This is a genomic window from Terriglobus sp. ADX1, assembly GCF_036877645.1.
Taxonomy (GTDB): domain Bacteria; phylum Acidobacteriota; class Terriglobia; order Terriglobales; family Acidobacteriaceae; genus Terriglobus.
In genome coordinates this window covers 89294-115104 of record NZ_JAEDXV010000002.1, presented here as the reverse complement: position 1 = coordinate 115104, position 25811 = coordinate 89294, and the positions used below count along the sequence as shown (strand labels likewise).

The 25811-nt window shown below is 58.2% G+C and carries 28 protein-coding genes; 19 read left to right on the top strand and 9 right to left on the bottom strand.

Annotated elements, in window-relative coordinates:
- Nucleotide 1 precedes the first annotated feature (1 nt).
- The 6 genes from JAO32_RS02230 (at nt 2) to lpxA (ending at nt 4518) form a co-directional block, all read left to right on the top strand.
- The gene (locus JAO32_RS02230) at nt 2-796 is read left to right on the top strand and encodes an SDR family NAD(P)-dependent oxidoreductase (RefSeq protein ID WP_334237055.1); all 795 of its coding nucleotides are present in this window, start codon (nt 2-4) and stop codon (nt 794-796) included.
- Between the two features lie 19 nt (nt 797-815).
- Complete coding sequence (locus tag JAO32_RS02225; protein WP_334237053.1) at nt 816-1685, top strand: hypothetical protein; 870 nt, start codon at nt 816-818, stop codon at nt 1683-1685.
- Between the two features lie 19 nt (nt 1686-1704).
- Nucleotides 1705-2292 carry a DUF4232 domain-containing protein gene (locus JAO32_RS02220; RefSeq protein ID WP_334237051.1) on the top strand — a complete coding sequence of 196 codons (588 nt, stop codon included), beginning with the start codon at nt 1705-1707 and terminating at the stop codon, nt 2290-2292.
- 24 nt (nt 2293-2316) lie between these two features.
- Nucleotides 2317-3105, top strand: coding sequence for a class I SAM-dependent methyltransferase (locus tag JAO32_RS02215; protein ID WP_334237049.1), 789 nt, complete (start codon nt 2317-2319; stop codon nt 3103-3105).
- Nucleotides 3106-3190: 85 nt separating this feature from the next.
- The gene (gene fabZ / locus JAO32_RS02210) at nt 3191-3727 is read left to right on the top strand and encodes a 3-hydroxyacyl-ACP dehydratase FabZ (RefSeq protein WP_334237048.1); all 537 of its coding nucleotides are present in this window, start codon (nt 3191-3193) and stop codon (nt 3725-3727) included.
- Between the two features lie 5 nt (nt 3728-3732).
- Nucleotides 3733-4518: an acyl-ACP--UDP-N-acetylglucosamine O-acyltransferase gene (gene lpxA / locus JAO32_RS02205; protein WP_334237047.1), complete on the top strand. Its 786-nt coding sequence runs from the start codon at nt 3733-3735 to the stop codon at nt 4516-4518.
- Here the strand turns inward: lpxA and JAO32_RS02200 are convergent.
- The 3 genes from JAO32_RS02200 to JAO32_RS02190 are packed head-to-tail and all read right to left on the bottom strand — an operon-like array spanning nt 4511 to nt 6056.
- Nucleotides 4511-4972: an RES family NAD+ phosphorylase gene (locus tag JAO32_RS02200; protein ID WP_334237045.1), complete on the bottom strand. Its 462-nt coding sequence runs from the start codon at nt 4970-4972 to the stop codon at nt 4511-4513. The two genes, lpxA and JAO32_RS02200, sit on opposite strands and share 8 nt — an antisense overlap.
- A 2-nt stretch (nt 4973-4974) precedes the next feature.
- A complete protein-coding gene (parS, locus tag JAO32_RS02195) occupies nt 4975-5388 on the bottom strand; it encodes a type II RES/Xre toxin-antitoxin system antitoxin (protein WP_334237043.1) in 414 nt (137 codons plus the stop codon).
- Nucleotides 5389-5426: 38 nt separating this feature from the next.
- Nucleotides 5427-6056 carry a hypothetical protein gene (locus JAO32_RS02190; RefSeq protein WP_334237041.1) on the bottom strand — a complete coding sequence of 210 codons (630 nt, stop codon included), beginning with the start codon at nt 6054-6056 and terminating at the stop codon, nt 5427-5429.
- Nucleotides 6057-6136: 80 nt separating this feature from the next.
- Between JAO32_RS02190 and JAO32_RS02185 the strand changes: the two genes are divergently transcribed.
- The 3 genes from JAO32_RS02185 to JAO32_RS02175 all read left to right on the top strand — a co-directional run bounded on the left by JAO32_RS02185 (nt 6137) and on the right by JAO32_RS02175 (nt 8196).
- On the top strand, nt 6137-6994 hold the full coding sequence (locus tag JAO32_RS02185; RefSeq protein WP_334237039.1) for an LpxI family protein: 858 nt from the start codon (nt 6137-6139) through the stop codon (nt 6992-6994).
- Between the two features lie 105 nt (nt 6995-7099).
- The gene (locus tag JAO32_RS02180) at nt 7100-7660 is read left to right on the top strand and encodes a peroxiredoxin (protein ID WP_334237037.1); all 561 of its coding nucleotides are present in this window, start codon (nt 7100-7102) and stop codon (nt 7658-7660) included.
- An 86-nt stretch (nt 7661-7746) separates the two neighbouring features.
- The gene (locus JAO32_RS02175; RefSeq protein WP_334237035.1) at nt 7747-8196 is read left to right on the top strand and encodes a GNAT family N-acetyltransferase; all 450 of its coding nucleotides are present in this window, start codon (nt 7747-7749) and stop codon (nt 8194-8196) included.
- Nucleotides 8197-8320: 124 nt separating this feature from the next.
- On the opposite strand, the gene JAO32_RS02170 is transcribed toward JAO32_RS02175, so the two are convergent.
- A complete protein-coding gene (locus JAO32_RS02170; RefSeq protein WP_334237034.1) occupies nt 8321-9325 on the bottom strand; it encodes a hypothetical protein in 1005 nt (334 codons plus the stop codon).
- A 277-nt stretch (nt 9326-9602) separates the two neighbouring features.
- Between JAO32_RS02170 and hisS the strand changes: the two genes are divergently transcribed.
- Nucleotides 9603-10940, top strand: coding sequence for a histidine--tRNA ligase (gene hisS, locus JAO32_RS02165; protein ID WP_334237317.1), 1338 nt, complete (start codon nt 9603-9605; stop codon nt 10938-10940).
- Nucleotides 10941-10999: 59 nt separating this feature from the next.
- Here hisS and JAO32_RS02160 read toward each other — a convergent pair whose 3' ends face one another.
- The 4 genes from JAO32_RS02160 to JAO32_RS02145 form a co-directional block, all read right to left on the bottom strand.
- Complete coding sequence (locus tag JAO32_RS02160) at nt 11000-11797, bottom strand: TIGR03435 family protein (RefSeq protein ID WP_334237032.1); 798 nt, start codon at nt 11795-11797, stop codon at nt 11000-11002.
- A gap of 119 nt (nt 11798-11916) precedes the next feature.
- Nucleotides 11917-12753: a TIGR03435 family protein gene (locus JAO32_RS02155; RefSeq protein ID WP_334237030.1), complete on the bottom strand. Its 837-nt coding sequence runs from the start codon at nt 12751-12753 to the stop codon at nt 11917-11919.
- A 67-nt stretch (nt 12754-12820) separates the two neighbouring features.
- The gene (gene efp / locus JAO32_RS02150; protein WP_334237028.1) at nt 12821-13381 is read right to left on the bottom strand and encodes an elongation factor P; all 561 of its coding nucleotides are present in this window, start codon (nt 13379-13381) and stop codon (nt 12821-12823) included.
- 134 nt (nt 13382-13515) lie between these two features.
- Nucleotides 13516-14697 (bottom strand): M20 family metallopeptidase, encoded by a 1182-nt coding sequence (locus tag JAO32_RS02145; protein WP_334237026.1) that lies wholly within the window; start codon nt 14695-14697, stop codon nt 13516-13518.
- 184 nt (nt 14698-14881) lie between these two features.
- On the opposite strand from JAO32_RS02145, the gene lpxC reads away from it, so the two are divergent.
- From lpxC to JAO32_RS02115, 6 genes are all read left to right on the top strand, one after another.
- Nucleotides 14882-15784, top strand: coding sequence for a UDP-3-O-acyl-N-acetylglucosamine deacetylase (gene lpxC, locus JAO32_RS02140; protein ID WP_334237024.1), 903 nt, complete (start codon nt 14882-14884; stop codon nt 15782-15784).
- A gap of 6 nt (nt 15785-15790) precedes the next feature.
- A complete protein-coding gene (gene folK, locus JAO32_RS02135) occupies nt 15791-16267 on the top strand; it encodes a 2-amino-4-hydroxy-6-hydroxymethyldihydropteridine diphosphokinase (RefSeq protein WP_334237022.1) in 477 nt (158 codons plus the stop codon).
- An 18-nt stretch (nt 16268-16285) separates the two neighbouring features.
- Entirely contained in the window at nt 16286-16600 is a 315-nt protein-coding gene (locus tag JAO32_RS02130) for an ArsR/SmtB family transcription factor (RefSeq protein ID WP_334237019.1), read from the top strand.
- A gap of 129 nt (nt 16601-16729) precedes the next feature.
- On the top strand, nt 16730-17479 hold the full coding sequence (locus JAO32_RS02125) for an SDR family NAD(P)-dependent oxidoreductase (protein WP_334237017.1): 750 nt from the start codon (nt 16730-16732) through the stop codon (nt 17477-17479).
- Nucleotides 17480-17584: 105 nt separating this feature from the next.
- Entirely contained in the window at nt 17585-18712 is a 1128-nt protein-coding gene (tgt, locus tag JAO32_RS02120; protein ID WP_334237014.1) for a tRNA guanosine(34) transglycosylase Tgt, read from the top strand.
- Between the two features lie 201 nt (nt 18713-18913).
- A complete protein-coding gene (locus tag JAO32_RS02115; RefSeq protein WP_334237013.1) occupies nt 18914-19948 on the top strand; it encodes a LacI family DNA-binding transcriptional regulator in 1035 nt (344 codons plus the stop codon).
- A gap of 166 nt (nt 19949-20114) precedes the next feature.
- Here the strand turns inward: JAO32_RS02115 and JAO32_RS02110 are convergent, their stop codons facing one another.
- The gene (locus JAO32_RS02110) at nt 20115-20843 is read right to left on the bottom strand and encodes an SDR family oxidoreductase (RefSeq protein ID WP_334237011.1); all 729 of its coding nucleotides are present in this window, start codon (nt 20841-20843) and stop codon (nt 20115-20117) included.
- A 246-nt stretch (nt 20844-21089) separates the two neighbouring features.
- On the opposite strand from JAO32_RS02110, the gene JAO32_RS02105 reads away from it, so the two are divergent.
- The 3 genes from JAO32_RS02105 to JAO32_RS02095 are packed head-to-tail and all read left to right on the top strand — an operon-like array spanning nt 21090 to nt 25740.
- On the top strand, nt 21090-23432 hold the full coding sequence (locus JAO32_RS02105; RefSeq protein WP_334237009.1) for an outer membrane protein assembly factor BamB family protein: 2343 nt from the start codon (nt 21090-21092) through the stop codon (nt 23430-23432).
- Between the two features lie 5 nt (nt 23433-23437).
- On the top strand, nt 23438-24481 hold the full coding sequence (locus JAO32_RS02100) for a sugar phosphate isomerase/epimerase family protein (protein ID WP_334237007.1): 1044 nt from the start codon (nt 23438-23440) through the stop codon (nt 24479-24481).
- Nucleotides 24478-25740 carry an MFS transporter gene (locus tag JAO32_RS02095; protein WP_334237005.1) on the top strand — a complete coding sequence of 421 codons (1263 nt, stop codon included), beginning with the start codon at nt 24478-24480 and terminating at the stop codon, nt 25738-25740. Before JAO32_RS02100 ends, JAO32_RS02095 begins: the two co-directional genes overlap by 4 nt.
- Nucleotides 25741-25811: the final 71 nt, after the last annotated feature.

The window sequence follows — 25811 nt, the reverse complement described above, 5'->3', positions numbered from 1 at the left end:
CATGCAACATGCAGGTGTCTCACTCTCTCTTGAAGGCCGCGTCGCTCTCATCACCGGCGGCTCGCGCGGTATTGGTGCGGCGGCTGTTCGCCTGTTTCGCAAGGCCGGCGCGAAGGTTGCGTTTTCCTACCGTGCGGCAGAAGCGCAGGCTCTCGCGCTACAGGATGAGTGCGGCGGCCCGGAATGGTGCGTGGCCATCCGTCAGGAGCTTGCCACCGCGGCAGATGGCGATGCTCTGGTAAAAGCTGCCATAAAGCACTTCGGTGGATTACATATTCTCGTTGCCAATCATGGCATCTGGCCGCCGCACGACGCGCCCATCGGTAGCATGACCGACGCACAATGGAACGGCACGATCGGCATCAACCTGGACAGCGTCTTCGGACTCATCCGCGCATCGGTGGCACAGATGCAATCGCAACAGCCCATCGATGGCGTGCGCGGCCACATCATCCTTGTCAGCTCCACCGCAGGACAACGCGGCGAAGCCTTCCATGCCGACTACGCCGCCACCAAGGGCGCCCTCATCAGCATGACCAAGGGGCTTTCGACAGAACTCGCCCCGCAAAGCATCCGCGTGAACTGCGTTGCGCCAGGTTGGGTGCATACCGAGATGACGGAAAGTACTCTCACCGATCCAATCGCGTCTAAGAAGGTGTTCAGCGCCATTCCGCTGGGCCGTGTCGCCACACCGGAAGAAATCGCTGGGCCCATCCTGTTTCTCTGCACACCGCTTGCAGGATTTGTGGCAGGCGAGATCTTCAACGTGAATGGCGGCGCGGTGCTGGTTGGATAAAAGATCTATGGAGAGTTCGATGGAAAAGCGTGTTCGCAACGGAATAACAACGATCGCTGCGTTCTGCTTTCTCATGCCGTTCGTTGCGCGCGCGCAGGAACGCACGCTGACCCTGCCACCCAAACAGGAAAACAAGCGCGAAGAGCAGATCATTGTCACGCAGCCCAAACCGGGTGAAGAGATTGATCAGGCCAAGGCACGTGCTGCGCTGAACACCATGTACACAGCGCTGGGCGGGCAGAAGTGGCTGAACCGCGGCGATTACGTTCTGCGAGGCCGCACCTCATCGTTCTACAAAAACGAACCTACCGGCGTGGGCGAATACGTTCAGTTTCACCATGCGCTACCCAACAACCAGTGGGAAGACCGCATTGAACTGACGAAGAAGCGCGACGTCGTTCAGATATGGACCACCACCGAAGGCGTGGAAGTGACCTATCGCGGCCGTAAGCCGCTGCCCAAGGAAGATCAGGAAGCCTACTTCCGTCGCATTCATTACTCCATCGATTCCATTGCAAATACATGGCTCACCGATCCGCAGACACTGCTCGTCTATGGTGGTCATAAAGTCGTGGCGCGACGCGAGGTGGAAGAGGTCACACTCATCGACAAGCACAACGACTCTGTCACCGTAGACATTGAGTTGAGCAATCACTACCCGCTGCGCCGTGTGTTCCAGTTCCGCAACGAGAAATACAGCGACTTTGACGAGGACGTGGAAGAGTACAGCGACTGGCATGACGTCGATGGCATTCCTACTCCCTACGTCACCACGCGCTATTTCAACGGCGACATGGTGGCGCAGCGCTTCGTGGAAGAAATTCATTACAAGCCCGTCGATCCGGCTCTCTTCGCGCCTAACGCACCTCTCGGCAAGCACAAGGACTAACAGCCGCATCCAACAGTAAATGAAGAAAGCATCACGTCTGTGTATCGCCGCCTTCCTGCTTCTGTCGTGTGGCTGTTCTTCGCCATATCGAGGGAAGGGGCTGGTCCCTGCCGCTCAGCCACAACAGGACGCGCAGCCATCCACCTGCACAGCGCTCGATATCGCTCTGAGCTTTGATACTGCCGACGGCGAGTTCAACGGCATGTCTCACTCCGGCGCCTATCTTGTGTTGACCAACATAGGGCTGCGAACCTGCACGGTGCCGCGCCGTCCGCAAATCACCTGGTTGGACATCACCAACGCACCCCTCAAAGCCCAACCCGACACCCCAAAGGGGATGCACCCAGGCCCGGTATTGACTCCTGTAGTTCTCGCTCCGGGCAAGTCCGCACGCTCGGCGCTGCGCTGGGTCTCGGGCGAAGTCTATGACCACAACACCTGCGTGAACGTGGCAAAAGGCACTGTGAAGCTCGACAAGGGCGATGTCTCCGCGCCGTTGCAAGCAAGGATCTGCGGCGACGCATCCGTGGGCATCCGCTTCGAAGAACCGTGGCTGCAGCCACAGGGAGAGACGGCAGCCCCGGCTGAATCGAGCAACGCCAGATAGTGCGCCCCACTGTTGAGGAGGACCATGAGTACGGACACCGCGGGGTTCTACGATGATTTGGCAGAACACTATCATCTGATCTTTGAGGACTGGGGTCGCTCGGTTCAACGGCAGGCAGGTACGCTCGGGCCGTTGCTCGAAAACAAGCTGGTTCGCGGTCCCCTCAAGATACTTGACTGTGCCTGCGGGATCGGAACACAAGCACTCGGGCTTGCCCAACGCGGTCATACGGTCGTTGCCACTGATCTAAGCAAGGCAGCAGTAAAGCGAGCGGCCCGTGAAGCGAGCAGTTTGGGACTGAATATCGAATTCCATGTGGCCGACATGCGAGATCTTTCTGCTCTTCCCGCGTCAGAGTTCGACGCGGTAATGGCCGGAGATAATTCTCTGCCTCACCTGTTGTCCGATGAGGATCTGGGCCGCGCGCTGGAGAATATTTCCGCTCGTTTGAGGCCCGGCGGTGTTCTTCTTGCCACGATTCGTGACTACGACAGCCTGCTACCCACTCGCCCATCCTTTCAAGGCCCTACTTTTTATTCCGAGAATGAGACTCGCCGCTTTGTTCATCAGGTGTGGGACTGGGATGGCAACCAATACGACGTTCATCTCTATCTGACCTGGAACACAGCCTCAGTCTGGACAAGCAAGCACTATGCGTCTCGATATCGCGCCATAACGCGCGCCGAGCTTACCCAGAGCCTTGCATCACACGGATTCAGAGAAATCGAATGGCTGATGCCAGAAACGACAACGTTCTACCAACCGATTGTGCTCGCCCGCAAAGAAGACAACTCTGCAGTTAAATTGACTTGATATGGGCGAACTTTGCCGTGGAAACCCGTTCACGGAAACGCAATAAAACCGTGAGAAGACGGGGCGAACTATACTCACAAGAGTCATGAGTGAGATCGTCGCCCCCGTCATGGATGTGCAGCAGATTATGAAGCTGCTTCCGCACCGCTATCCGTTTCTGCTGATTGACCGCGTTCTTGAGGTCGAACCGAAGCAGCGCATCGTGTGCCTGAAGAACATCTCGGTGAATGAGCCGCAGTTTACCGGCCATTTCCCTGACTATCCGTTGATGCCGGGCGTGCTCATCATTGAGGCTATCGCTCAGGCGGGCGGCGCACTGCTGCTGAACGAAATCCCTGACCGCGAAAACAAGCTGATGGTGTTCACCGGCATTGACGGCGCGAAGTTCCGCAAACCCGTCGTTCCTGGCGATCAGTTGAAGATTGAAGTCACCGTGCTGAACTGGCGTTCGCGCGCCGTGAAGATGCAGGGCGTGGCCACGGTCGACGGCAAGGTAGCCTGCGAAGCCACCGTGACCTGCCAGCTTGTACCGCGTCCATCGCAGGCAGCCGCTCCTGCAAAAACTGCGGGCGAATCGAATCCGCAGCAGGACGGCCCTACGCTGCCTGAGGCAGCCGTCTAGCTCCCATGGCAATCCATCCCACCAGCTTCGTTGCGCCGGGCGCGATTATTCCAGAGAGCTGCACCGTTGGTCCCTTCTGTACTATCGGACCGAACGTGGTGCTGGGCGAACGCTGCGAACTGGTAAGCCACGTGGTGTTGGATGGCCACCTGACCATGGGCGATGACAATCGCGTCTTCCCGTTCAGCTCGGTCGGCTGCAGTCCGCAGGATCTGAAGTACAAGGGCGAGCCGACGAAGCTGACTATCGGCAACGGCAACACCATCCGCGAAAACGTCACCATAAGCCGTGGCACCGTAGGCGGTGGCGGCGAAACGAAGATCGGCGATGGCTGCCTGATCATGGCCTATGTCCACATTGGCCACGACTCAAAGATCGGCAACGGCTGCATTCTGCCCAACGGCTCCACGCTGGCCGGACACGTCACGGTGGAGGACTACGCCGTCCTCAGCGCGAACGCCCCCGTGCACCAGTTCTGCACCATCGGCGCCTACGCCTACATTGGCGGCGGCACCACCATCACACAGGACGTTCTGCCCTACAGCCTGACCAGCGTACGCCGCGAGAACAAGGCATTCGGCATCAACAGGGTGGGCCTGGAGCGCCGCGGCTTTACACCAGATGAGATCAAGCAGCTTCGCCAGGCCTATCGCCTGCTGCAGGGCAGCAAGATGAATACCACGCAGGCACTCGAAGCCATCCGTGAAAAGGTGGCCAGTGGAGAATTCGGGGAACGCGTCGCTTATCTTGCCGAGTTCGTCGCCAAGAGCGAACGCGGCATTATCAAGTAGGCTGGCGCATACGCTTGATGAGCCGCGGGTCGAAACGCAATGGCTTTCTGCTTTGCAATACAAGCCGTGCGGCGTCAGGATGACGCGGATTCAATAGGAAATTTGTTGTGTCCTGTAACACCGCGGATGGAACCCGCGCCAAGGCTGTCGTGTTGTCCTTCAGCCATGCGTCGCCAGCTTTCCGGGTTGCTGCTAAATCCTCTTGCCAAGCGTCGGCGGTGACAGACAGGGTGTCCACCGTCATGTCGTCCGGGCATGCAACCTGCAAAGCAAGATATCCAAGAGGAATCTCGTCCTCCTGAATTTCCAGATGGATCAGTATTTCGAGCATTGCGGCTGCCAGCGAGTCAGCGAAATAAACAATCTCGCGGCCAGAGCTATGCCAGCGGCCAGCATATTTCAACCCTCCAAGACCCGCCAGATCAGGAAAGCGGCTGATGCGCCACAACTCCATATTCAGGCAAAGATTCCATGTTCGATCTGGCCAAGCATCTCTTCCACTAAACGTCCGCCCATTTCTGAAACGAGCATTTGCAGCGGCGTTCGTTCTTCAAACCGATGCTTCGGACGCTCCAACCAGAGGCGCGCCCGCTCAAGATCACCGAAGACACGCATGGCATGATCAAACGTTCGAGCCACACGAGCAAGACGGTCCGATTCCTCAATCGAAAGTGCCTGACGTTTTGCACGACGATGCTTCAGTGTCCGGGCCGGGATGACGATCTGATAGACATCAGCCCAGGTCATTCCCGTCAACTCCACCAGCGTAGCCAGCGAATCCAGGGGCAGACCCGCCTCAATCGAAAACAGGTCAATGCCCAGTTCAGCTGAGAAGGTTTGTGGAGCCCGAACTGTGGTTAGGGTCGCCATAAGGACATTATGCCACGAAACTTCCGGCAAAATGTCCTTTACTGCGCCACAGTCACAGCCTTCGACTCAATCCGTATGCTGGTTCCCTCGCCCACCACGTCTGGCACGAAGCGGATGGGCACGTGCAGGGTGCGGTTGCAGGTGCGGACGGTCCAGGTCTCATTCCATGCGCCGCGCGCCACGGTAGGGATGGGACCATCGAGTTTCGTATCCAGCACATCCACCGGGCAGGTCTGGCCCTTGGGAACAAACTCCGCCGTTGCTTTCATCAAGGGCATCTGCGCGTCGGTTTCCAGCTGCGGTGTCGCGATGCTCTCCCCCGGCAACAACGGCGCAACGGCCGCATGGCCGCCACGGATCGTCACCAGAACGCGATAGCGCCGATGCTCGCCGCAGGCAGTTCCGGGAACACTCTCCACCCACGTTGCATTGCTCAGATTGCCGTCAGCGCCAGCGACTGGCTTGCCGTAGATCTTGTGCGATGCAGCGTTCCAGTCCGGCGTGACTGCGGGGCAGTGCGTGCTGAGTCTCGACTCGTATCCCTGAAAGTTCTTCAGCGCGGCGTCACGGAAACCGGGGGATGTTTCCACGGTGTGCACAGCAGCATCCTGCGCAACGGCAGGTACAGCAAGAGACAAAACGGCAACGGCGGCAAACAGGCTTCGCATCACGTTCAAGGGTAACGCGAGCATCAACCCCACGGAGTGCCATTGAACGAATCCCCTCCGGCGTGGGACGATGACGCTTGATGGACAGGCTTGGATTAATCGCTGGCAACGGACGCTTCCCTTTTCTTCTGCTTGAAGCAGCACGTGCGCGTGGGCTGCACGTTGTGGTCGCAGCCATCAAGGAAGAGACCGATCCGGAGATGGACACGCGCGCCGCAAGCGACAGCGGCATGGAAGTCCATTGGATGAGCCTTGGCGAACTGTCAAAACTGATCGACACCTTTCAGAAGGCTGGCGTACACAACGCGGTGATGGCCGGGCAGGTGCGGCACAAGCAAATCTTCTCTGCTATCCGTCCCGACTGGCGCCTGGCCAAGCTGTTGATGAGCCTGAGCACACGCAACACCGACATGCTGCTGGGCGCGGTAGCCAAAGTGCTGAGCGATGAAGGCATTGAACTGATCAGCTCCACGGCATACCTGGAACCCATGCTGGCAAAACAAGGTGTGCTGACCCAACGCGCTCCGAATGAAACCGAGCGCAACGACATTGCCTACGGCCTTACGGTCGCCCGTGGCATTGCAGGGTTCGATCTGGGGCAGACAGTCGTGATCGCAGCCGGTGCGTGCGTCGCCGTGGAAGCCATGGAAGGCACGGACGCCTGCATTGCCCGCGCCGGTACGCTGATGGGATCGCTGGAAGACGATGCCTCTACGCTGGCGCGTTCGCTAACGGTGGTGAAGGTTGCCAAACCCAAGCAGGATCTTCGTTTTGACGTTCCGGTGGTGGGCGTTCCCACCATCCGCGCCATGCAGGCTGCTGGAGCGACATGCCTCGCCGTGGAGGCAGGACGCACGCTGCTGTTTGACGAAGAGAACATGCTGCGCGATGCCGACGCCGCAGGCATTTCCGTGGTGGGCGAGCTGCGACCGGCCTAACCGGCAAAGCGGCGCATCGTTTCGATGAAATTTTGAGTATTTCCTGTTACCCAGCACCGGGCCGCTGAGTCATACTGTCACCGGTAGATCCCAAGGGAGATGTATATGCAGCGTGCAGGATTGTGGTCCATGGTGTTGGTAGCCGCATTGGCGGTAGCAGGAACGGCGCGGATGGCGATGGCCGCTGCCGCTGCAGGATTGTTGGAACCGGGCGCGGCTGCCCCGAACTTCACTCTTCCCTCGCAGGAAGACAAACAGGTGAGCCTTGCTCAGTACAAGGGCAAGTGGGTTGTTCTTTACTTCTATCCGAAGGATCAGACGCAGGGCTGCACCATTGAAGCGCACAACTTTCAGCGCGACCAGGCCATGTATGACAAGGCCAACGCCGCGGTTCTGGGTGTGAGCCTGGACACCGCCGACAGCCACAAGGCGTTCTGCACCAAGGAGAACCTGACCTTCAAGCTGCTGGCTGACCCCGAGCACAAGGTTGTGGATGAGTACGGCGTGCCCGTTGTAGCTGCTGGCCCCAACCACTTCGCCAAGCGCGTTACCTTCCTCATCTCGCCCAAGGGCAAGATCGTAAAGGTATGGCCAGACGTGAAGGTGCAGAACCACAGCGAAGAAGTTCTGGCGGCCATCGACGAAGCAAAGAAGGCAAAGTCCTAAACCGCATCGTTCTTTTGCAGCATATCCAGAGCGGGCCTTCTATGGCCCGCTCTCTTCATTTGTCTGCTGCATTACGGAAGGATTCCATGATCATCCGGCCTGTTGAAGAGCAAGACATTGCAGCAATGGCTCGCATCCGCGCTCCCGAATGGGCAGATGAAGCGTTCTGGGTCGACAGGATCACGCGGTACAAGCAAGGAATCCATATGCCTCAACACGCTCTTTTGGAGCGAGCCCTCTTTGTGGCTGTCGATGCGGATGTGATCGGCTTCGTTGCCGGACACAAAACCACGCGGCTGGGCTGCGATGGAGAATTGCAATGGCTGAACGTCGCTGCGGAGAAACGAGGCATTGGTATCTCCGGCCTCCTGATTGCGCAGATGGGCGATTGGTTCATCCAACAGAAAATTCACAAAGTGTGCGTGAATGTCGATGAGGCCAATGAGTCCGCAAGGAGCGTGTATGCCAGGTGCGGCGCGCATGCGCTGAACGATCACTGGATGCTTTGGCACGATACCCACGACATGCACCCTTGACCTGAATCCAAACTTATCTCCAGACGCAAAAAGGCCCGGAGCCTCACGGGGAGGAGCCGGGCCTTTTTGCTTGCCTTAACTACGTGCAGCCGGTTACCCGTCTGCGGTTAGGAGAAGCGCCAAACTACTTGGTGGCCTTCTTAGCTGCAGCCTTCTTCGCCGGAGCCTTCTTGACGGCCTTCTTTGCAACGGCCTTCTTGACGGCCTTCTTCGCAACGGCCTTCTTAACAGCCTTCTTTGCGACAGCCTTCTTTACAGCCTTCTTCGCTACGGCCTTCTTCGCCGGAGCCTTCTTCACGGCAGTCTTCTTTGCCGCGGCCTTCTTTGCAGGAGCCTTCTTGGTTGCCAAGGTTTTTCCTCGCTGGTTGGATTTCGTCGCCTTCTTACTGGCGACGTTGCCGCCACGTTTCGTCGCTGACGATTTCGTGGCAGACTTCTTTGCTCCCGCTACTTTCTTCGCCACAGCCTTCTTCACGACCGCCTTCTTCGCGGTAGCTTTCTTAGCCGTGGTCTTCTTTGCGGGTGCTGACTTTTTCACCGCCACCTTTTTCGCTGCTTTCTTCGCGGCCTTCTTGGCTGCCTTCTTTGCTGCGGGTGGGGGAGATTTCTTTGCGGCCTTCTTGGCCACTTTCTTCGCAGCCTTCTTGGCTACGGCCTTCTTCGCTGCTTTCTTAGCAGCCTTTTTCGCTGCAGGAGCTGCGGCTTTCTTCGCGGCAGTCTTCTTTGCAGGAGCCTTCTTCACAGCAGACGCTGCAGAGCTCAACGATACTCCAACTGAAACTTCAGCTGCGCTTTCTTCCGGCTCTACCGATTCGCTCTCTGCGGGCGTGTAAGGATCCACCTGCGACGAAGGTGCTGCCTTCAGCGTGGCCTGTTCCGCGTGATGCTCACTGTGAAGCAGACGGTCGGAGCCTTCGCTGTCGGTGTCATCGTCTGTATCCGGCTCGTCGTCGATGTCGTCTTCCTCATCGTCCAACGTGCGGTCGTCATCGTCCGAGGTGGTCGTCACTTCGTCTTCTTCGTCCTCTTCGTCGTCGTCGAAGTCGTCCTCTTCGTCGTCGTCGTCGAGCTCAGGCTCATAGTCGTCGTGCGCCGCTGCGTAGTACTTCAGATCATCATCAGACATCATGGTCCACAAACCTCCGCTACCGATGCTGGTTAGGATGCAACATCTTCTTTGTGCGTGTTGCAGGTGGCCAATGAAAACACATCGGATGCGAACACAGCAATATGGTGCACCGTGGCTGGTGCAATAGCAAGAAGAAGTTTTCATCCATGAGCAGATTTTGATACTGCTCTCGCCGTCATGCTCTCTTCTTTATCGACACAAAGGCACACATGGCTTACGGAAACTGTCGATGACTCCTGCGAAATCGCGCAGTGCAGGCTCCGATAAACTAATGACTATGGCTTCTATCGTGAAAGCAATCCGCGGCACACGCGATCTGCTTCCCCCTGAAACTGCTTTGTGGAACCGCGTGGAAAGCACCGTTCGCGCCGTCTTTGCCCGCTACAACTTTGGTGAAATACGCACGCCGGTGCTGGAAGCAACAGAACTGTTTGCGCGCGGCGTGGGTGAAGAAACCGACATCGTCAGCAAAGAGATGTACACATGGGAAGACCGCGCACGCGCTGCCAGCGAAAAGGCACAGTCACTGACGCTGCGCCCGGAAAACACCGCAGGCGTGGTCCGCGCCTACATTGAACACAAGCTCGGCGACACCGGCCAACTGCAGAAGCTCTATTACATTGGCCCCATGTTCCGCCGCGAGCGCCCGCAGAAGGGACGCTATCGCCAGTTCTTCCAGATCGGCGCTGAGGTCATTGGCCCCACATCGTCCGGCAGCGAATCTGCTTTGCGCGATGCGGAAGTGCTGGAGATGCTGGCAACGCTGCTGGATGAGCTCGGCATTCCGCGCGCCTCTGCTGCGAACGAATACAAGGGTTGGAAGCTGCATCTAAACTCGGTCGGCTCATCGACAGATCGTCCGCGCTACATTGCGGCACTGCGCGAGGCGCTTGCGCCAGTAAAGGACAAGATGTGCCCCGACAATCAGCGCCGCGCGGAGACGAACCCGCTGCGCGTGCTGGACAGCAAGGATGAGGCCGACCAGGAAATCATCAACGCGCTGCCGAAGATTGCCGACTACCTCGACGAAGCCTCCATGGAACACTTCGCGCAGGTAAAGGCCGCGCTGGATGCCTGCGGCGTTCCCTACGAAGTGAATCCGCGACTGGTGCGTGGACTGGACTACTACACGCGCACCACGTTTGAGTTCACCGTTGATCTCGGCCTTGGAACGCAGAACGCGCTGCTGGGTGGCGGACGTTACGACGGCCTGAGCGAAATGCTTGGCGGCCCGAAGGCTCCGGGCATTGGCTTTGCGATTGGCGAAGACCGCCTCATCCTGACACTGCAGGCTCTGGAAGACTCGCGTGCTGTGGCAGAGGGCGAGCCCGCTGCAGCAAAGATCGACGCGTACATCGCACCGCTCTCCACCGCACAGAATCCTGCGGCACTGGCGCTGGCTCGTTCACTGCGCGCCGCCGGTTTGGAAGTGGAAGTGGGTGACGGCAGCTTCCGTCTGAAGAAGAGCTTCGAGAATGCAGATCGCATTGCACGCAGCATTGTCATTCTGGGTGAAGACGAAGTGGCTGCAAGCATCGCCACGGTGAAGCAGTTTGCCGACGGTGCACAAAGCAAAGTTGCCTTCGCAGAACTGGCGGCTGCGCTCAAAGCCTAAGCAGTTTCATGTGAGAACGACGAAGGGCACGGATGAATCCGTGCCCTTTGCTTTTGTGGCTAGTTATCGGTCGGCGGATCGATGTGATCCACCACAAGAATCGGGATCTCCATCTTCGCTGGTTGCAACTTCAGTCCAAGCTGTTCCTGCAACGCCGTGAAAAAATCCGGATCGTTGTTGTTGGCGTCGCCGGTGTTGGCACTCAGATTCGATGAAGAGAAATGCAGATCCATGTCGTACGATCCGGTCAATCCCGTCTTGTCTACGATCTTGCGGTCTGCCGGCATCTCCAGAATGGAAGCGAAGAACACCACCGGCACCGCCTTGCTGGTAATGCGTCCAGAAGAAAAGGAAATGCTGCCGTGATTCGGATCAGACTCCGTGGGCTTCAGGCGAGCGCCGCCCTTGGCAGCAGTCAGCATGTAGACATTGCGTTCGCCTTTTTCCCAATGCACCTTCAGGTGAAAGCGTTCCATCAGCAGCGCCTGCTCCATCAGCATCTCGCCCGTATAGGTGCGGGTGGAGAACGCGGCAATCGTATCGGCAGTCGATAGCCCGGACAGCTTCTTAAAAGCCGGTACGTCCTCGGGAGCCACACGCGCATCCACGTCGTAGCGTGCAGACTTCGCCCAGCCTGGCAGCCCTGTAATCTCGTCGTCGCGCATGGGCATGATGCCGAAGTTATAAGCCTGCGAGATCAGCGAAGCAAGCGGCGCCCCTCGTTCAGAGATGCCGTTCGGCTGATCATTCGCAGACGCGTTGTTCTCGTGCGCAGGGTCCATCTGATGAATGGAAACCGCCATCCATTGCAGCGGCTCACCACCTGGCGGCGTTGTCGTTTGGGCTTGCGCAATCAAGCTACCAAGAGCGACGACAGTGAAAGCGCCGGCTTGAAATCTAAGGCTTCGGAATGGACTCTTCACGTCCGTACGCTCCAATCACTGCAGTGAAAAGCTCATATGGGGCGAACACGCCATCAGTTCGGCGTGGGCTGCTCAACATGGTCAATGACCAGCACTGGGACCTGAGCCTTACTACTCTGCAACTTTAATCCAAGCTGCTCCTGCACAGCGGTAAAGAAATCCGGTTCTGCACTCGTCGCATCGGCAGCGGTCACGCTCTCGGGAGCGAAGTGCAAATCGAAGTCGTATCGCCCGGTCAGCCCGGTGTGATCCATCACCGTTCGTTGAGCGGGAGAAGCAAGCAGACTGGCGATGAATGGCACGGGCACTCCTTTACCAGACAGCTTTCCGGAGTTGAATGTCATGCCGCCATGCTTTGGGTCAGCCGCAAGCGACATTCGTACACCGCTTTTCGCCACTGTCAACAGATAGACAGTCCGTTCTCGCGGTTCCCAATGCGCCTTCAGATGGAATCGGTCTGCCAGCAGAGCCTGTTCCATCAGCATCTCTCCAGTACTCTGGCGGGCAGCAAATGCAGCAACGGTCTCCTGCATAGATAGGCTTGAAAGTTTTCGAAAGGCTTCTTGATCGTCCGGGTCAACACGCGCAATCACGTCGTACCGAGTTGATTTCGCCCATGCAGGCAATCCCTCGATCTCGTCATCACGGAACGGCATCACGCTGAAGTTGTAAGCCTGAGAGATAAGGCCTTGCAGACCAATACCGTGATCTGAGATGCCGTTAGGCTGGTCGCCCCAACTGTTCTTGGTACTTGTAGGATCGGTAGGGTGAATGGAAACCGCTGCCCACGCCACAGGGTCGCCTCCCGGAGGTGTTTGCTGCTGTGAAGACCCAGTCACAACGAAGAGCATGCTGGCGAGACCAGATAGACAACGTACAAGATATGTCATGACGGCTCCTGAAGCGAAAAGGCTGCGCGATGTGCGCAGCCCTCTCGATGTCTCTCTTCTGCCGTGCTTACGCGCGGCTCATGTATGCGCCTTCAGCGGTGTCGATGCGAATCTTCTCGCCCTCGTTGATGAACGGCGGCACCTGCACCACCAGACCGGTCTCGGTCTTGGCAGGCTTGGTAACGGACGAAGCAGTTGCGGACTTGATGCCCGGCTCCGTCTCCACAACCGTCATCTCAACCACGTTGGGCAGTTCCACGCCCACCGGCTTGCCGTCGATGAAGCTGATGTCCACCTTAATGTTGGGCAGCATGTAATCCACGGCATCGCCCAGAATCTCGCGCGAGAGCGAGGTCTGTTCGTAGTTGCTCATGTCCATGAAGATGTACTCGTCGCCATCCTGGTACAGGAACTCCATCTGCACGTCGTCTACGATGACGCGATCGATCGCATCGCCGGAGCGGAAGCGGTGCTCAAACATGGCGCCCGATTCCAGGTTGCGCAGCTTTGCCTGGATGAAGGCGCGGAGGTTGCCGGGGGTGCGGTGCTCAACGGAGAAAACTGAGTGCAGCTTGTCGTTGTGCTTGATGACCATGCCGGGGCGCATCTGTGTGGCGGGAATCGCCATGGTGAAAACTCCTAACGTCTTACCTTGAACTGGTGGGAATATGCGCGCAGAAGGCTTTCAAAGTCCCGTCGTTCATTGTATCCCGGCGAGCCATTGGGTCTGAACAGCCGCATATCGCGGTCATTGTGGAGACTTTATTTCCCGGAAGCGATCATCGCCGCCAACAACAGAGTGCGAGGCAACATATGATCCAGCAGCAACGATTCATGCGCGGCATGCGCGCCTTCTCCGACAGCACCCATGCCATCCAAAGTTGGCACACCAATGCCCGCGGTGAAGTTGCCATCCGATCCGCCGCCCGTAGAAGCTTCCTTCAACTCCATACCCAGGCGCGAAGCCAGCGAACGTGCCTGCTCAAACAAACGCACCGTACCTTCACCACGTTCCATCGGAGGACGATTGATGCCTCCACTCACCTGCAACGAACATGCAGGCTCGTCGACGGTCAAACCATGAAAAAGCCGGTCGACGCGGTCCGCATCGGCAGCGCGCGCAATGCGAACATCCACCTCCGCCCACGCATGAGCGGCAATCACGTTCGACCGCGTACCGCCGCCAATGACTCCGGGATTCACTGTCAGCCCCGTCTCCAAATCTGTGAACTGCTCCACCTTCAACAGCAATCGCGCCAGTTCCAGCACCGCCGACCGTCCGCGTGTGAAGTCCACCCCGGAATGCGAGGCGACACCGGTCACATCCAGCCTGTAATGCCCAACGCCCTTTCGCGCCGTTTTGTAGGCCGCATCGTCGGCAGTACGGGGCAGTCCCTGCGCAGGTTCCAACACGAAAACCGCTTCACAATCGCGAGCAATCCGCTCTGTATAGGGCCGGGAAACCTCTGATCCGGTCTCCTCATCAGGATTCAGCAGCAGGACGACAGGCTGTGAAAGGCCGCCATTTCGCTGCACCGCCTCCACCGCGGCCAGCGCCATAATGACCCCGGCCTTCATATCCAGAACGCCCGGCCCCCACAACCGCATGCGCCCTTGTGCATCGGCTTCCTGCCGCCACGGCATCCCAGCCAACGTTCCCGTGGACCAAACCGTGTCCAGATGCCCCAATAGCATCAACGGTTTACGCGTTGACGTCTGCTCTCCGAACCACAGTTCGACGACATCGCCATAACCCGTCTGCGGGTGTCGCACCGCCCGTCCGCCAAGCTCCTCCGCCCATGCGATCGCCATGTCCATGGCACGATTCACCGCCGCCGCGTCTTCGGTCGGCGATTCGCACTCCACCAATGCGCGCAAACGGGCAAGCCATCGGTCGTTTGTCTCGGTCAGGATGTTTTGCAGCAGATGCAGGTCAGAGGACATGGCCCGATTCTACGTCTGAAGGCATGTAGGCATCGGGTAACTGTGTCCATTTAGACACAGTTGCGCACTCCCCAAATGGGTGTACGCTGTCCTTCGCCGGACTTTGCGACGCGCCCCACGTCGCATTCTCCAAGTTGGATCAGGAGCGCAGGATTTGGGTCAATCGCCACACAGAGAATGCACGTTGCAGGAGGCAGTCTGCTTTAGCGGCGTGGGTTTGCATTCCGGCGCACCTGTCACCATGCGGCTGGTACCCGCCGCCGCCGGTTCCGGCATCGTCTTTCGTCGCACCGATCTGGACAACTTTGAAATCCCCGCCAACGGCCGCAATGTAGCCAAGGTGTCCTACGCAACGTCGCTGATGCGGCAAGGCGTTCTGATTTCGACCACGGAGCATCTGCTGAGCGCGTTCATCGGCTGTGGCGTGGACAACGTTATCGTCGAAATCGACAACCTGGAAGTGCCCATTCTGGATGGTTCCTCCCTGCCCTATGTCGAGGCGTTTGAACGTGTCGGTATCCAGCAGCAGCGCCGCCGCCGCGAATATCTGCGCATTCTGAAACCCGTGGAAGTCACAGAAAAGAGCAAGGATGGCCTGAAGTTCATCGGCGTCTACCCGGGCAAGGGCTACCAGATCGATTACACCATCGACTTCCCGGCACCGATTGGCACATCGCGTTTTCTGGGCGACCTGCAAACCGGCGCCTATGCCGATCTGATTGCACCGGCACGCACCTTCGGCTTCCGCGAAGACGAACCCATGTTGCGTAACATGGGCCTGATTCGCGGCGCGGATGAGACCTGCGCCATCATCATCGGCGAAAAGAAAGTCCAGAATGGCCCGCTCCGCTTCTCCGACGAATTCGTCCGCCATAAAGTGCTGGATCTGATTGGTGATCTTGCTCTTGCAGGACGTCGCATTCAGGGACGCGTTGTTGCAGAACGCGCAGGCCACGCCATGCACACAGCACTGGTCAGCAAGCTGCTGAAAGACCGCTCCGCATGGGAGCTCGCTCCGGAATTTGACGAAGAGCCCGCCATGGAATCACCTCTCAAAGCCGCGTTCGCCACGCCGGTCCACGCCTGATTCGCCGTGCCTTTAGCCGCCATCGCATTGGGATCAAACCTGGGTGACCGCAAAGCCACTCTCGCGGACGCTATTCGTTCTCTGGCATCTGTGGGTCGCGTCGTAGCTGTCTCGCCGTGGATTGAGACGGAACCTGTTGGCTATACCGATCAGCCCGAGTTTGTGAACGGTGCAGCGCTCCTCGAAACCGAATTGCCCCCCGCGCTTCTATTGCAAAATCTGCTGCAAATCGAACGTGAGCATGGTCGCGATCGCTCGCATGGCATTGAAAAAGGCCCGCGCACGCTGGATCTGGATCTGCTTCTATATGCCGAAGTAATTTTAGAGACTTCAGAACTGACCCTGCCGCATCCGGAGATGCATCGCCGCCGATTTGTATTGGAACCGCTGGCAGCCATTGCACCGGACATGATTCATCCCGTACTGCAGCGCACAGTCCGCCAGCTTCTGCAGGAACTGGACGCGCCCGCGTATACTGCCTGAATTGCAGGCGGTCCCCTCATGGCAAAGAAAGACAAGACAGAACGGGAAGAAACACAAGACAACACAGAGGGGCGCAGCATGATCGCCATTACGCGCGCGCTTGCTGACCCCACTCGTCTTGCCGTCTTCCGCCGCATTGCAAACAAGGAAAACTCCACCTGCATGGATCTACGTGGATGCCTTGAGATGAATCCGGCAACGCTGTCCCATCACATGCGGCAATTGGAATCGGCAGGCCTGATTGAGACACATCGCGACGGCAAGTTCGTCCGTGCGGAAGTGCGACGCAAAGTCTGGAAGAATTACCTTTCCTACCTGAAAGAGCTCGCTTGAGTTTTTCGCTTCCTTCATCACATTTTCACAACCATCAAAATGTTTCCTGAATCCTTTTGCTCTTGAACGCAATCATTTCGATAGTCATTGAAATGTCGAAGCGAGATGCTTCGGGAGGATCTAAGGATCATGGGTAAGCTCAGCGGAAAAGTTGCAGTGGTAACCGGCGCATCCAAGGGAATTGGCGCGGCCATCGCAGAAGATTTGGCGGCGAATGGTGCATCCGTCGTTGTGAATTATGCTTCGTCGAAGGCTGGCGCGGACGCCGTAGTGGAACGCATCACGAAAGCTGGCGGCAAGGCGATTGCCGTAGGCGCGAACGTTGCGAAGCCGGAAGAGATCACCAAACTGATCGACGAAACGGTGAAGGCATACGGCAAGATCGACGTGCTGGTGAACAATGCCGGCATCTTCGACCCCGCTCCCCTGGAAGCCATCACGGTCGAACACTATCGCAGCCATTTTGACCTGAATGTGCTGGGTCTTCTGCTCACCACGCAGGCCGCCGTGCCGCACTTCCCGGCTGAGGGCGGATCGATCATCAACATCAGCTCCGTCGTAGCCACACTGGCTCCTGCAGCGCTCGCCGTTTATAACGCCACCAAGGGAGCCGTGGACACCATCACCCTGACGCTCTCGAAGGAACTGGGACCGAAGAAGATTCGCGTGAACAGCGTCAGCCCGGGCATGGTGGTGACTGAAGGCGCAATCAGCAAGGGTTTCATCGGCAGCCCGTTTGAAGCAAAAGCGGTGGAAGAGACGCCGCTGGGCCGCGTTGGCCAGCCGGACGACATCGCCGCGGCCACCACCTTCTTCGCCACAGACGACTCTCGCTGGGTGACCGGCCAGATCGTGAAGGTCTCCGGCGGCGCACGCTAAAACCGGGAAGTTTCTCTGCGCTAACCCTCCGAGCTGCGCAGAGATTAGGGTGGGCGACACTGCTATCTGCGCGGTGTCGCCCATCGTTTTCTACAATCAGAATTGATGTCTCTTCGTTTTGAAATCCATCGCATGGAAAACTCCATGCGCCGCGCTACGTTGCACCTTCCTCACCTCAGCGTGGAAACGCCCGTCTTCATGCCCGTGGGCACAGCCGCATCGGTAAAAGCTGTGCCGCAGGACATACTGGAAACTCTGGGTGACGATGGCCGTGGTGCCGAAATCATTCTGGCAAACACCTATCACCTGTACCTGCGCCCCGGCCATGAGCTGATCCGTCGCGCGGGCGGTGTACACAAGTTCATGAGCTGGAACCGGCCCATGCTGACGGACAGCGGCGGATTCCAGGTCTTCTCACTCGCCGCGCTGCGCAAGATCACCGCAGAAGGTGTTGAGTTCCGCTCGCATCTGGACGGTTCCAAGCATTTCTTCTCGCCGGAACATTCCATTGACGTGCAGATTGCGCTGGGTGCGGACATCATCATGGCCTTTGATGAATGCACGGAACATCCCGCAACCTACGAGCGCACGCGCGACAGCATGGCGCTGACCCACGCCTGGGCACAGCGTTCGCTGGATCACTTCCACTCGCATTGCCAGGACGTGCCGTGGTTTAACGAGCTGGGCCAGCGCCAGAACCTGTACGGCATTGTGCAAGGTGGCATGTACAAAGACCTGCGCACGGAAAGCGCGAATCGCTTGCTGGAGATGCGCGCGCCAAACGGCGAAGGCTTCGATGGCTATGCGATAGGCGGTCTTGCCGTTGGCGAACCCCGCGAAGTTACACGCGAAATCATTGCGCACACGCTGGAGCTGCTGCCCAGGGATAAGCCGCGCTACGTGATGGGTGTTGGCTATCCCGACGAGATTGTGGAATACGCGCAGATGGGTGTGGACCAGATGGATTGCGTGCTGCCCACACGCGCCGCGCGGCATGCCCTGTTGTTCACCAGCGAAGGCCGACTCAACATTCGTGGCAAGAAATTCAGTGAAGATCATGGCCCCGCAGATCCCGCGTGCCACTGCCCGGTCTGCCGCCGTTATTCACGAGCCTACCTTCGCCACCTGTTCCATACAGGCGAGCCGCTGGCCGCCACACTGGCTTCCGTACACAACCTGTCGTTTTATTTAGACACGATGAGGAAACTTCGCGGAGAGCGTATTGCCGAGTAAATCGCAGCGACGGTTCCTCCGTCTCACACAGTTACAAAGTGGACCCACTCCTGAGGTATGCTTTTTCGGAAAGGTTTCCGAAAAAGGTTCTCTTCGGGTATTGTTTGTCCGTGGCGCCTCCGGGAAATTTGCGCCGACTCAAAAACTAAAGACAGGAAGTCGCCGGTTTGCGATACCGATTTCGCCCGGCACACGTGATTGATGGTGAAGAACGGAAACCCGGTATCAGGCGGCGTGACTCTGCAGGCGGTGGCAGAGGCCGCCGGTGTCACCATTGCCACCGCATCGCGATCCCTGAACGATGCCTATGGCGTGCACCCGGAAACCAAGGCGCGCGTGCAACGCATTGCAGAGCAACTGCACTACAAGCCCAATCGTTTTGCACGTGGCCTGGTGACCGGCCGATCAGACATGGTGGGCCTTATCGTCAGCGATATCCGCAACTCTTACTTTGCGGAAGTGGCGCGCGGCGTGGAAGATGCCGCACTGGAATCCGGTCGCGATGTGATGTTGTGCAACAGCGATCTAAACGCCGAGCGCCAGATGAAGTCTGTAAATTCGCTGCTGGATAAGCGTGCAGAAGCGATCATCATGAACTCCGTCGCGACTCTTTCGCGCGAGGATCAACAGAAAATTGCAGCAGCAGGCGTGCCCATTGTGCTGCTGAACCGCCCCGGCCGCGATACCACGTTCTCCACCGTAAATGCAGACAACGACAAAGGCGGACGACTGGCCGCAGAATGCCTTCTGCGGAACGGTCATCGCAAGGTGATTAACCTCACCGGCCCTAAGAAGCACGCCAACCTTGCACGACGCTCCACCGCATTTATTAAGGCCATGGAAGCACAACGCGGAGCACGCGTAAACACCATCCACACCATCAACACCATGCAGGGTGGCTACGAAGCGGCGATTGAAATCTTCCGCAATCTCAACGGCGAAACCGCCATTGCCACCGGCAACGATGCGATGGCGTTTGGCGTGATGCGTGCTGCGATTGAAGCAGGTGTAAGAATTCCGCGCGATATCTCACTCATCGGCTTTGACGATGTGGAGTTGTCCGCCATGACCTTCCCGCCACTCACCACGGTTCGTCAGCCTAAATATGAAGTCGGACGCGCGGCGGTTGAGATCGTGCAGCAGTTGCTCACCAGTGGCTCAAAGACGCCTATCCATCGCGTGGTGGATGTGGAACTGGTGGAACGCTCATCGGTAGCGAAGCTTTCCACTCGCTAACGATTCGCAGCTGTCATTCTGAGCGAAGCGAAGAATCTCTACGATGTAGGCCGAGAGAAAGATGCTGAGAAGTGTCGGCCGAAAACGCCAGACGGATTCGCACGATTCAAATGTGTTGGGATTCTTCGTCATTCCGTTCCTCAGAATGACGAATTGAAGAGAATCATCAAGCCTGCGAAGGCACCATCAGCAGTTCCGTGATGGTGACGTGCGGAGGCGTCTTCATTAAGTGCACAATCGTCTCCGCCACATCCTGCGGTTGGAGCGCTTTCTCCAGCGTGTCCGCGGATAACTTTTCTGGCCGCTTATCAACCAACTCCGTATTCGTCAGCCCCGGCATAACGCAGCAGGTGCGAATGCCGTTCATGCGTTCCTCAAGGCGGATGGCATGTGCCAACCCCAGTACGCCGCGCTTGGAAGCCTGATACGCCGCGCCGGAAAGATCGGCGATGGCTCCGGCCGTGGAAGAGACAAACACGATCTGCCCTGCACCCGCGCTGCGCATACCCGGCAGAACTGCGTGCGCCAGGTGAAACGCGCCGGTCAGGTTCACTTCCAAAACTTCATTCCACACGGCAGGCGGCATAACCTTCATAGCTCGTTGCGGCGTGTTGGTGCCGCTGGCGTAAACCGCAATCGCGATGCTTCCAATGTTCTTCTCAACGTCGTCGACCATGGACTGCATCTCTTCCAGCGATGTGACATCGGCCTTGCGTGTATGCAGCACAATCCCCTCTGAAGCAAGCTGCTGCTTCATTGCGATTAACCTGTCTTCGCGGCGAGCTGCAGCCACCACCACTGCGCCTTCACGCGCGGCAAGTTCCGCCGTGGCCTGCCCAATGCCGCTGGAAGCTCCCACCACCAACACCACTTTTCCCTGAAGCGATTCCGACATCCCCACTCCTCGTTGTCCGTCTGCAATCCTGCATTTTCGGAAGCGTTTACAACGCTACCACTCCCACGACGCGAAAAGCGAGGGTATCCGATGTCGCAATACGGAGGTTGACAGCCGCACGATGCTTGCCTGAAGATTCCTCGGAAGCGTTTCCGACACACAGAACCGGCACGAAACCCACACAGGAGAACACGGACGCGGACCGGGCCTTTGGAGGGCCGGTTCCGGGCTGGATGACCGCAGAACATGAATGAAACACGAACCAGCTTCGGACGCTCCGCATCCCGCCCCCTGATTGCTGCTCTGCTGTGCGCTGCGGCGGTAGTGGCGCTTCCTGCGCAAACGCCATCCGCTGCATCCGGAAAAGCAAAGTACAACAACCTGTGCATTGGTTGCCACGGAACAGACGGCAGCGGAACGGAGCATGCGCCAAAACTGGCCGATAACCCTGACCTCCGAGGCAAAGACATTGCGCGCATCCACAGCATCATTGCAGCGGGATTTCCCGCGCAAGGCATGCCTCCGTTCGCCAGCATGCCGTCCGCAGAGATTGATGACCTGGCCGCATACGTCCGATCGCTGAACGTTACCGCATCCGAAAGCGCCAGTAGTGGCAATGCCGAAGCGGGCAAAAAGTTTTACTGGGATGACGGCAAGTGCAGCACCTGTCACATGGTGCGCGGCATGGGCTCAGCTACAGGCCCGGACCTTTCCGACGTTGGATCACGCATGAGCGCACCGGCGATCCGCTCTGCGCTGACCGCGCCGGACCTGCACATCACACCGGGTTACGAACTGGCCACCGTGGTCACCAACGGCAAAACACTCCGCGGCTATCTGCGCAATCGCACCAACTACGACATCCACTTGCAAGACGAGAAAGGCGGCACCATTCATCTGCTGCCGCTCTCACAGGTGGTGAAGCTAACTGTTGACGATCACGCCGCGATGAAGCCGCTTGCTCTGCCTGAGAAACAGATGGATGACCTCACGGCATACCTCGGCAGCCTGACCGGTGTGGACGGCCCCATGTCGGAAAAGAACACCATCGTCACACCCGGCGCCAGCATTATCGAATTCAACGAAATCCTGCATCCACGCAAGGGCGAATGGCCCTCGTACAACGGCAAGCTGAACGCTAATCGTTACAGCGATCTGACCAGCATCAATCGCAGCAACATCAGCCAGCTCATTCTGAAGTGGATTGCGCCCATGCCGCAGCTTGGCCTGGAGGCCACGCCCATTGTGGTGGGCGACATCATGTACTTCTCCGGTCAGAACCGCGTGAGTGCGCTGGATGCAAAGACAGGCCGCACCATCTGGACATGGTTCCGTCCGCCGACATCGGGCCTTGTAGGTGACGCATCGGTGGGCACGAATCGCGGCGCGGCGGTCTTCCGCGACAAGGTGTACATCACCACGGACAATGCACATCTCATCGCGCTGAACCGAGTCACCGGCAAGCCCGTGTGGGAACAGACCATGCCGGAAGAAAAGATGAAGTATGGTTCCACCGTCGCTCCCATGATCCTGAACGACACTGTCATCGGTGGCGTCAGCGGCGGCGACTGGGGCATTCGCGGCTTCATCATCTGCTACGACGCAGAGACGGGCAAACAACTGTGGCGACACTGGACGCTGCCCGGCCCCGGCGAACCCGGCCTGGAAACGTGGGGCCCGGAATGGCCCAAGCTGGGCGGCGGATCGACGTGGCTGCACGGTTCGTATGACCCGGAAACCGACACGCTGTTCTGGCCTACCGGCAATCCATGGCCCGACTCTGACGACCGCACGCGTCCCGGCGACAACCTGTACACCAACAGCATCCTTGCCATGAATCCGCACGACGGCAAAGTGAAGTGGTATTTCCAGTTCACGCCACACGACATTGCAGACCGCGACGCCGTGGAGCCGCCCGTCCTTGTTGACACGACATTCCAAGGCCAGCCACGCAAGCTGCTGCTACACGCAGACCGTAACGGCTTCTTCTATGTCTTCGATCGCACCAACGGCAAACTGCTGCTGGCAAAGCCTTTCCTGAAGCGCATCAACTGGGCCACTGGTATTGATGCCAGCGGTCGTCCCATCCTGAACAAGTCGTTGCCCTCCACCATGAGCACCAAGCAGCGCAACTGCCCGGACAACGGCGCCAACTGGACCTCCACCGCGTTCAGCCCCACCACGCATTGGTATTACATGATGACGATTGAGGCGTGCGGTGATCCCAAGGCAGCACCAGGAACGCCTGAGGCACAAGGCATTGGCCAGCGCTTCGTTCGCGCCATTGATATTGAAACCGGCGAAACGAAGTGGGAGATTGCACAACCCGGCCCGCTTGTTCTGAAGACATGGTCCGGCGTGGTGGCTACGGCCGGAGGGCTTGTCTTCTACGCCGATCCCAACGGCGCGTTCTGTGCCGCTGATGAGAAGACGGGCAAGATTCTTTGGCATTACGACACCAACGTGGGCATGAAGGGCCCGCCAATGACCTATGCCGTAGACGGCAAGCAGTATGTCTCCGTCACGGCCGGGTCAACGCTGCTGACCTTTGCATTGCCCGCAAACACCACATCGACCGCAAAGAGGTAACGCACATGCAGAACGAAACAGAATGGGGAATGTCACGCCGATCGCTTCTGCTGGGAGCGGCCATGGCAGGCGCAGCGCAGGCTTTTGGATCAACCACACTGCGCGCAGAATCCACACGCACCATCGAGCCAGTGCCACCCACTGGCCCGTTGAAGGTCTCCATCTTCTCCAAGCATCTGCAGTTCATGCCCATCGGAGAAGCTGCTATGGCAGCGAAGGATATGGGCTTTGACGCGATTGATATGACCGTGCGCGCCGAAGGCCACGTGTTGCCGGAGAACGTCACCACTGATCTGCCCAAGGCTGTCGCCGCTGTGCGCAAGGCCGGTCTGGAAGTCTCCATGATCAGCACGGAGATCACACCTGCCACGATGCCTATGGCGAAAAAGATTCTCGAGGCCGCCGCAGGCGAAGGCATTCATCACTATCGCTGGGGCGGACTGAAATACGAAACGAACAAACCCATCGTTGCACAGCTGGATACGATGCGCCCCGGTGTACGCGCACTCGCAGACCTCAGCCAGAAGAACGGCGTTGCTGCGATGTATCACACACACTCTGGCCCGGAAGCCATCGGCGCAACCATCTGGGATCTGTGGGAGATGTTCCGCGGACTCGACCCCAAGTGGTTTGGCTTCAACTACGACATTGGCCACGCCACTGTAGAAGGCGGTTATGGCGGATGGATCTGCACCAGCAAACTTTCCGCAGACTGGATGCGTGGTATCGCCCTGAAGGACTTCCTGTGGGCGCGCAATGAAAAGGGCAACACGCATGCCGATCCTTACGACAAGAGTCTCGGCGCTACAGGCGTGTTTGTACCGCACTGGTGCCCCATCAACGAGGGCATGGTGCACTTCGACCAGTTCCTCTCTATCGTGAAAGCGCAAAACTTCAACGGCCCGCTGCAACTGCACTTTGAATATCCGCTGGGCGGCGCAGAAAACGGCAAGACCACACTCACGCTGCCGCGGGAACAAGTGCTGGCCACCATGAAGAAGGACCTGCAGGCTGTCCGCGCGCACCTTGCAAAGCAGGGACTCGCATGAGCACATCGGCCATAACGAATCCGTCTGCGGAAACAAACACGACATTCACACTGAGCCGCATGCGCTGGGTCATGCTGGCCATGGCGTTTTTCGCCACCGTCATCAACTATCTGGATCGCCAGACACTCTCTGTCATGGCGCCTGTGCTGCTGGATCAGTTCCACATCTCCGCAGGCACGTACAGCCAGATCATCTTCGCGTTCATGCTGGCGTACACCATCATGAACGGCATCTCCGGGCCCTTGCTGGATCGATTAGGTAGTCGCAAAGGTTATTCGCTAACCATTGCCTTCTGGTCCGCCGCAGAGATTCTCACCAGCTTCACCACGGGCGCGTTCTCACTCGGCATCTATCGCTTTCTGCTGGGCATGGGCGAAGCGGGCAATTATCCCGCCGGGGTAAAGGTCATTGGTGAGTGGTTCCCTGCACGCGAACGTTCGCTTGCTTCGGGCATCTTCAATAGCGGCGCAGCCATTGGAGCCATGCTTGCTCCACCGCTGCTCGCATGGTGCGCTATCAGCTTCGGATGGAAGGCATCGTTCGCCGTCGTTGGCGTACTCGGATTCCTCTGGATGCTGGTGTGGCTGCTGATCTACCGCACGCCACCCGTCAATCCTGCAGAACCAACTGTCCCTGCCCCGTCGGTCCTTTCGCTGATCCAGGATCGCTTTGTGTGGCAGTTCACGCTGAGCAAGGTCTTCGCCGATCCCGTCTGGTACTTCTACACATTCTGGTTCCCTCAGTATCTGAAGATCGGCCACGGCTACACACTGGCGCAGATTGGAAAGATTGGTTGGATTCCCTTTGCCACAGCAGGTCTCGGCAATCTTGCTGGCGGCTTTCTAACAGCATTGATTATGAAGCGTGGCGTCAATGACCAGACAGCACGCCGCATCAGCGTTCTGTTCTTCTCCGCGTGCATGGTCTGCGCGTTTCCTGCGGCCATGGTTAGCAGCGCAGCGTTGAGCATCGCACTGATCTCCACCGCAACTTTCGGCTACAGTGGCGCATTGGCAAACGTACTCGCCATTCCGCGCGATCTGTATCCGAAGAACGCCGTCGCTTCCATCTGGGGACTTGCCAGCATGGGCTCCGGCTTCGGTGGTATGGTCTTCAGTCTGTGCACTGGATGGCTCGTCGATCACTACTCGTTCCGGCCTGTGTTCATGCTCTTCGGAACGCTGCCCATCATTGCAGCAACGCTAGTGTGGACGCTGCCGCGCATGGCACGCCGTCGCGACATTGCTCCGTCCGTCTGAAACACCGAAAGATTACTTTCATGCAAAAGGGCGCCCCCACAGGGCGCCCTTTTCCCGTCTTGATTCGCAAC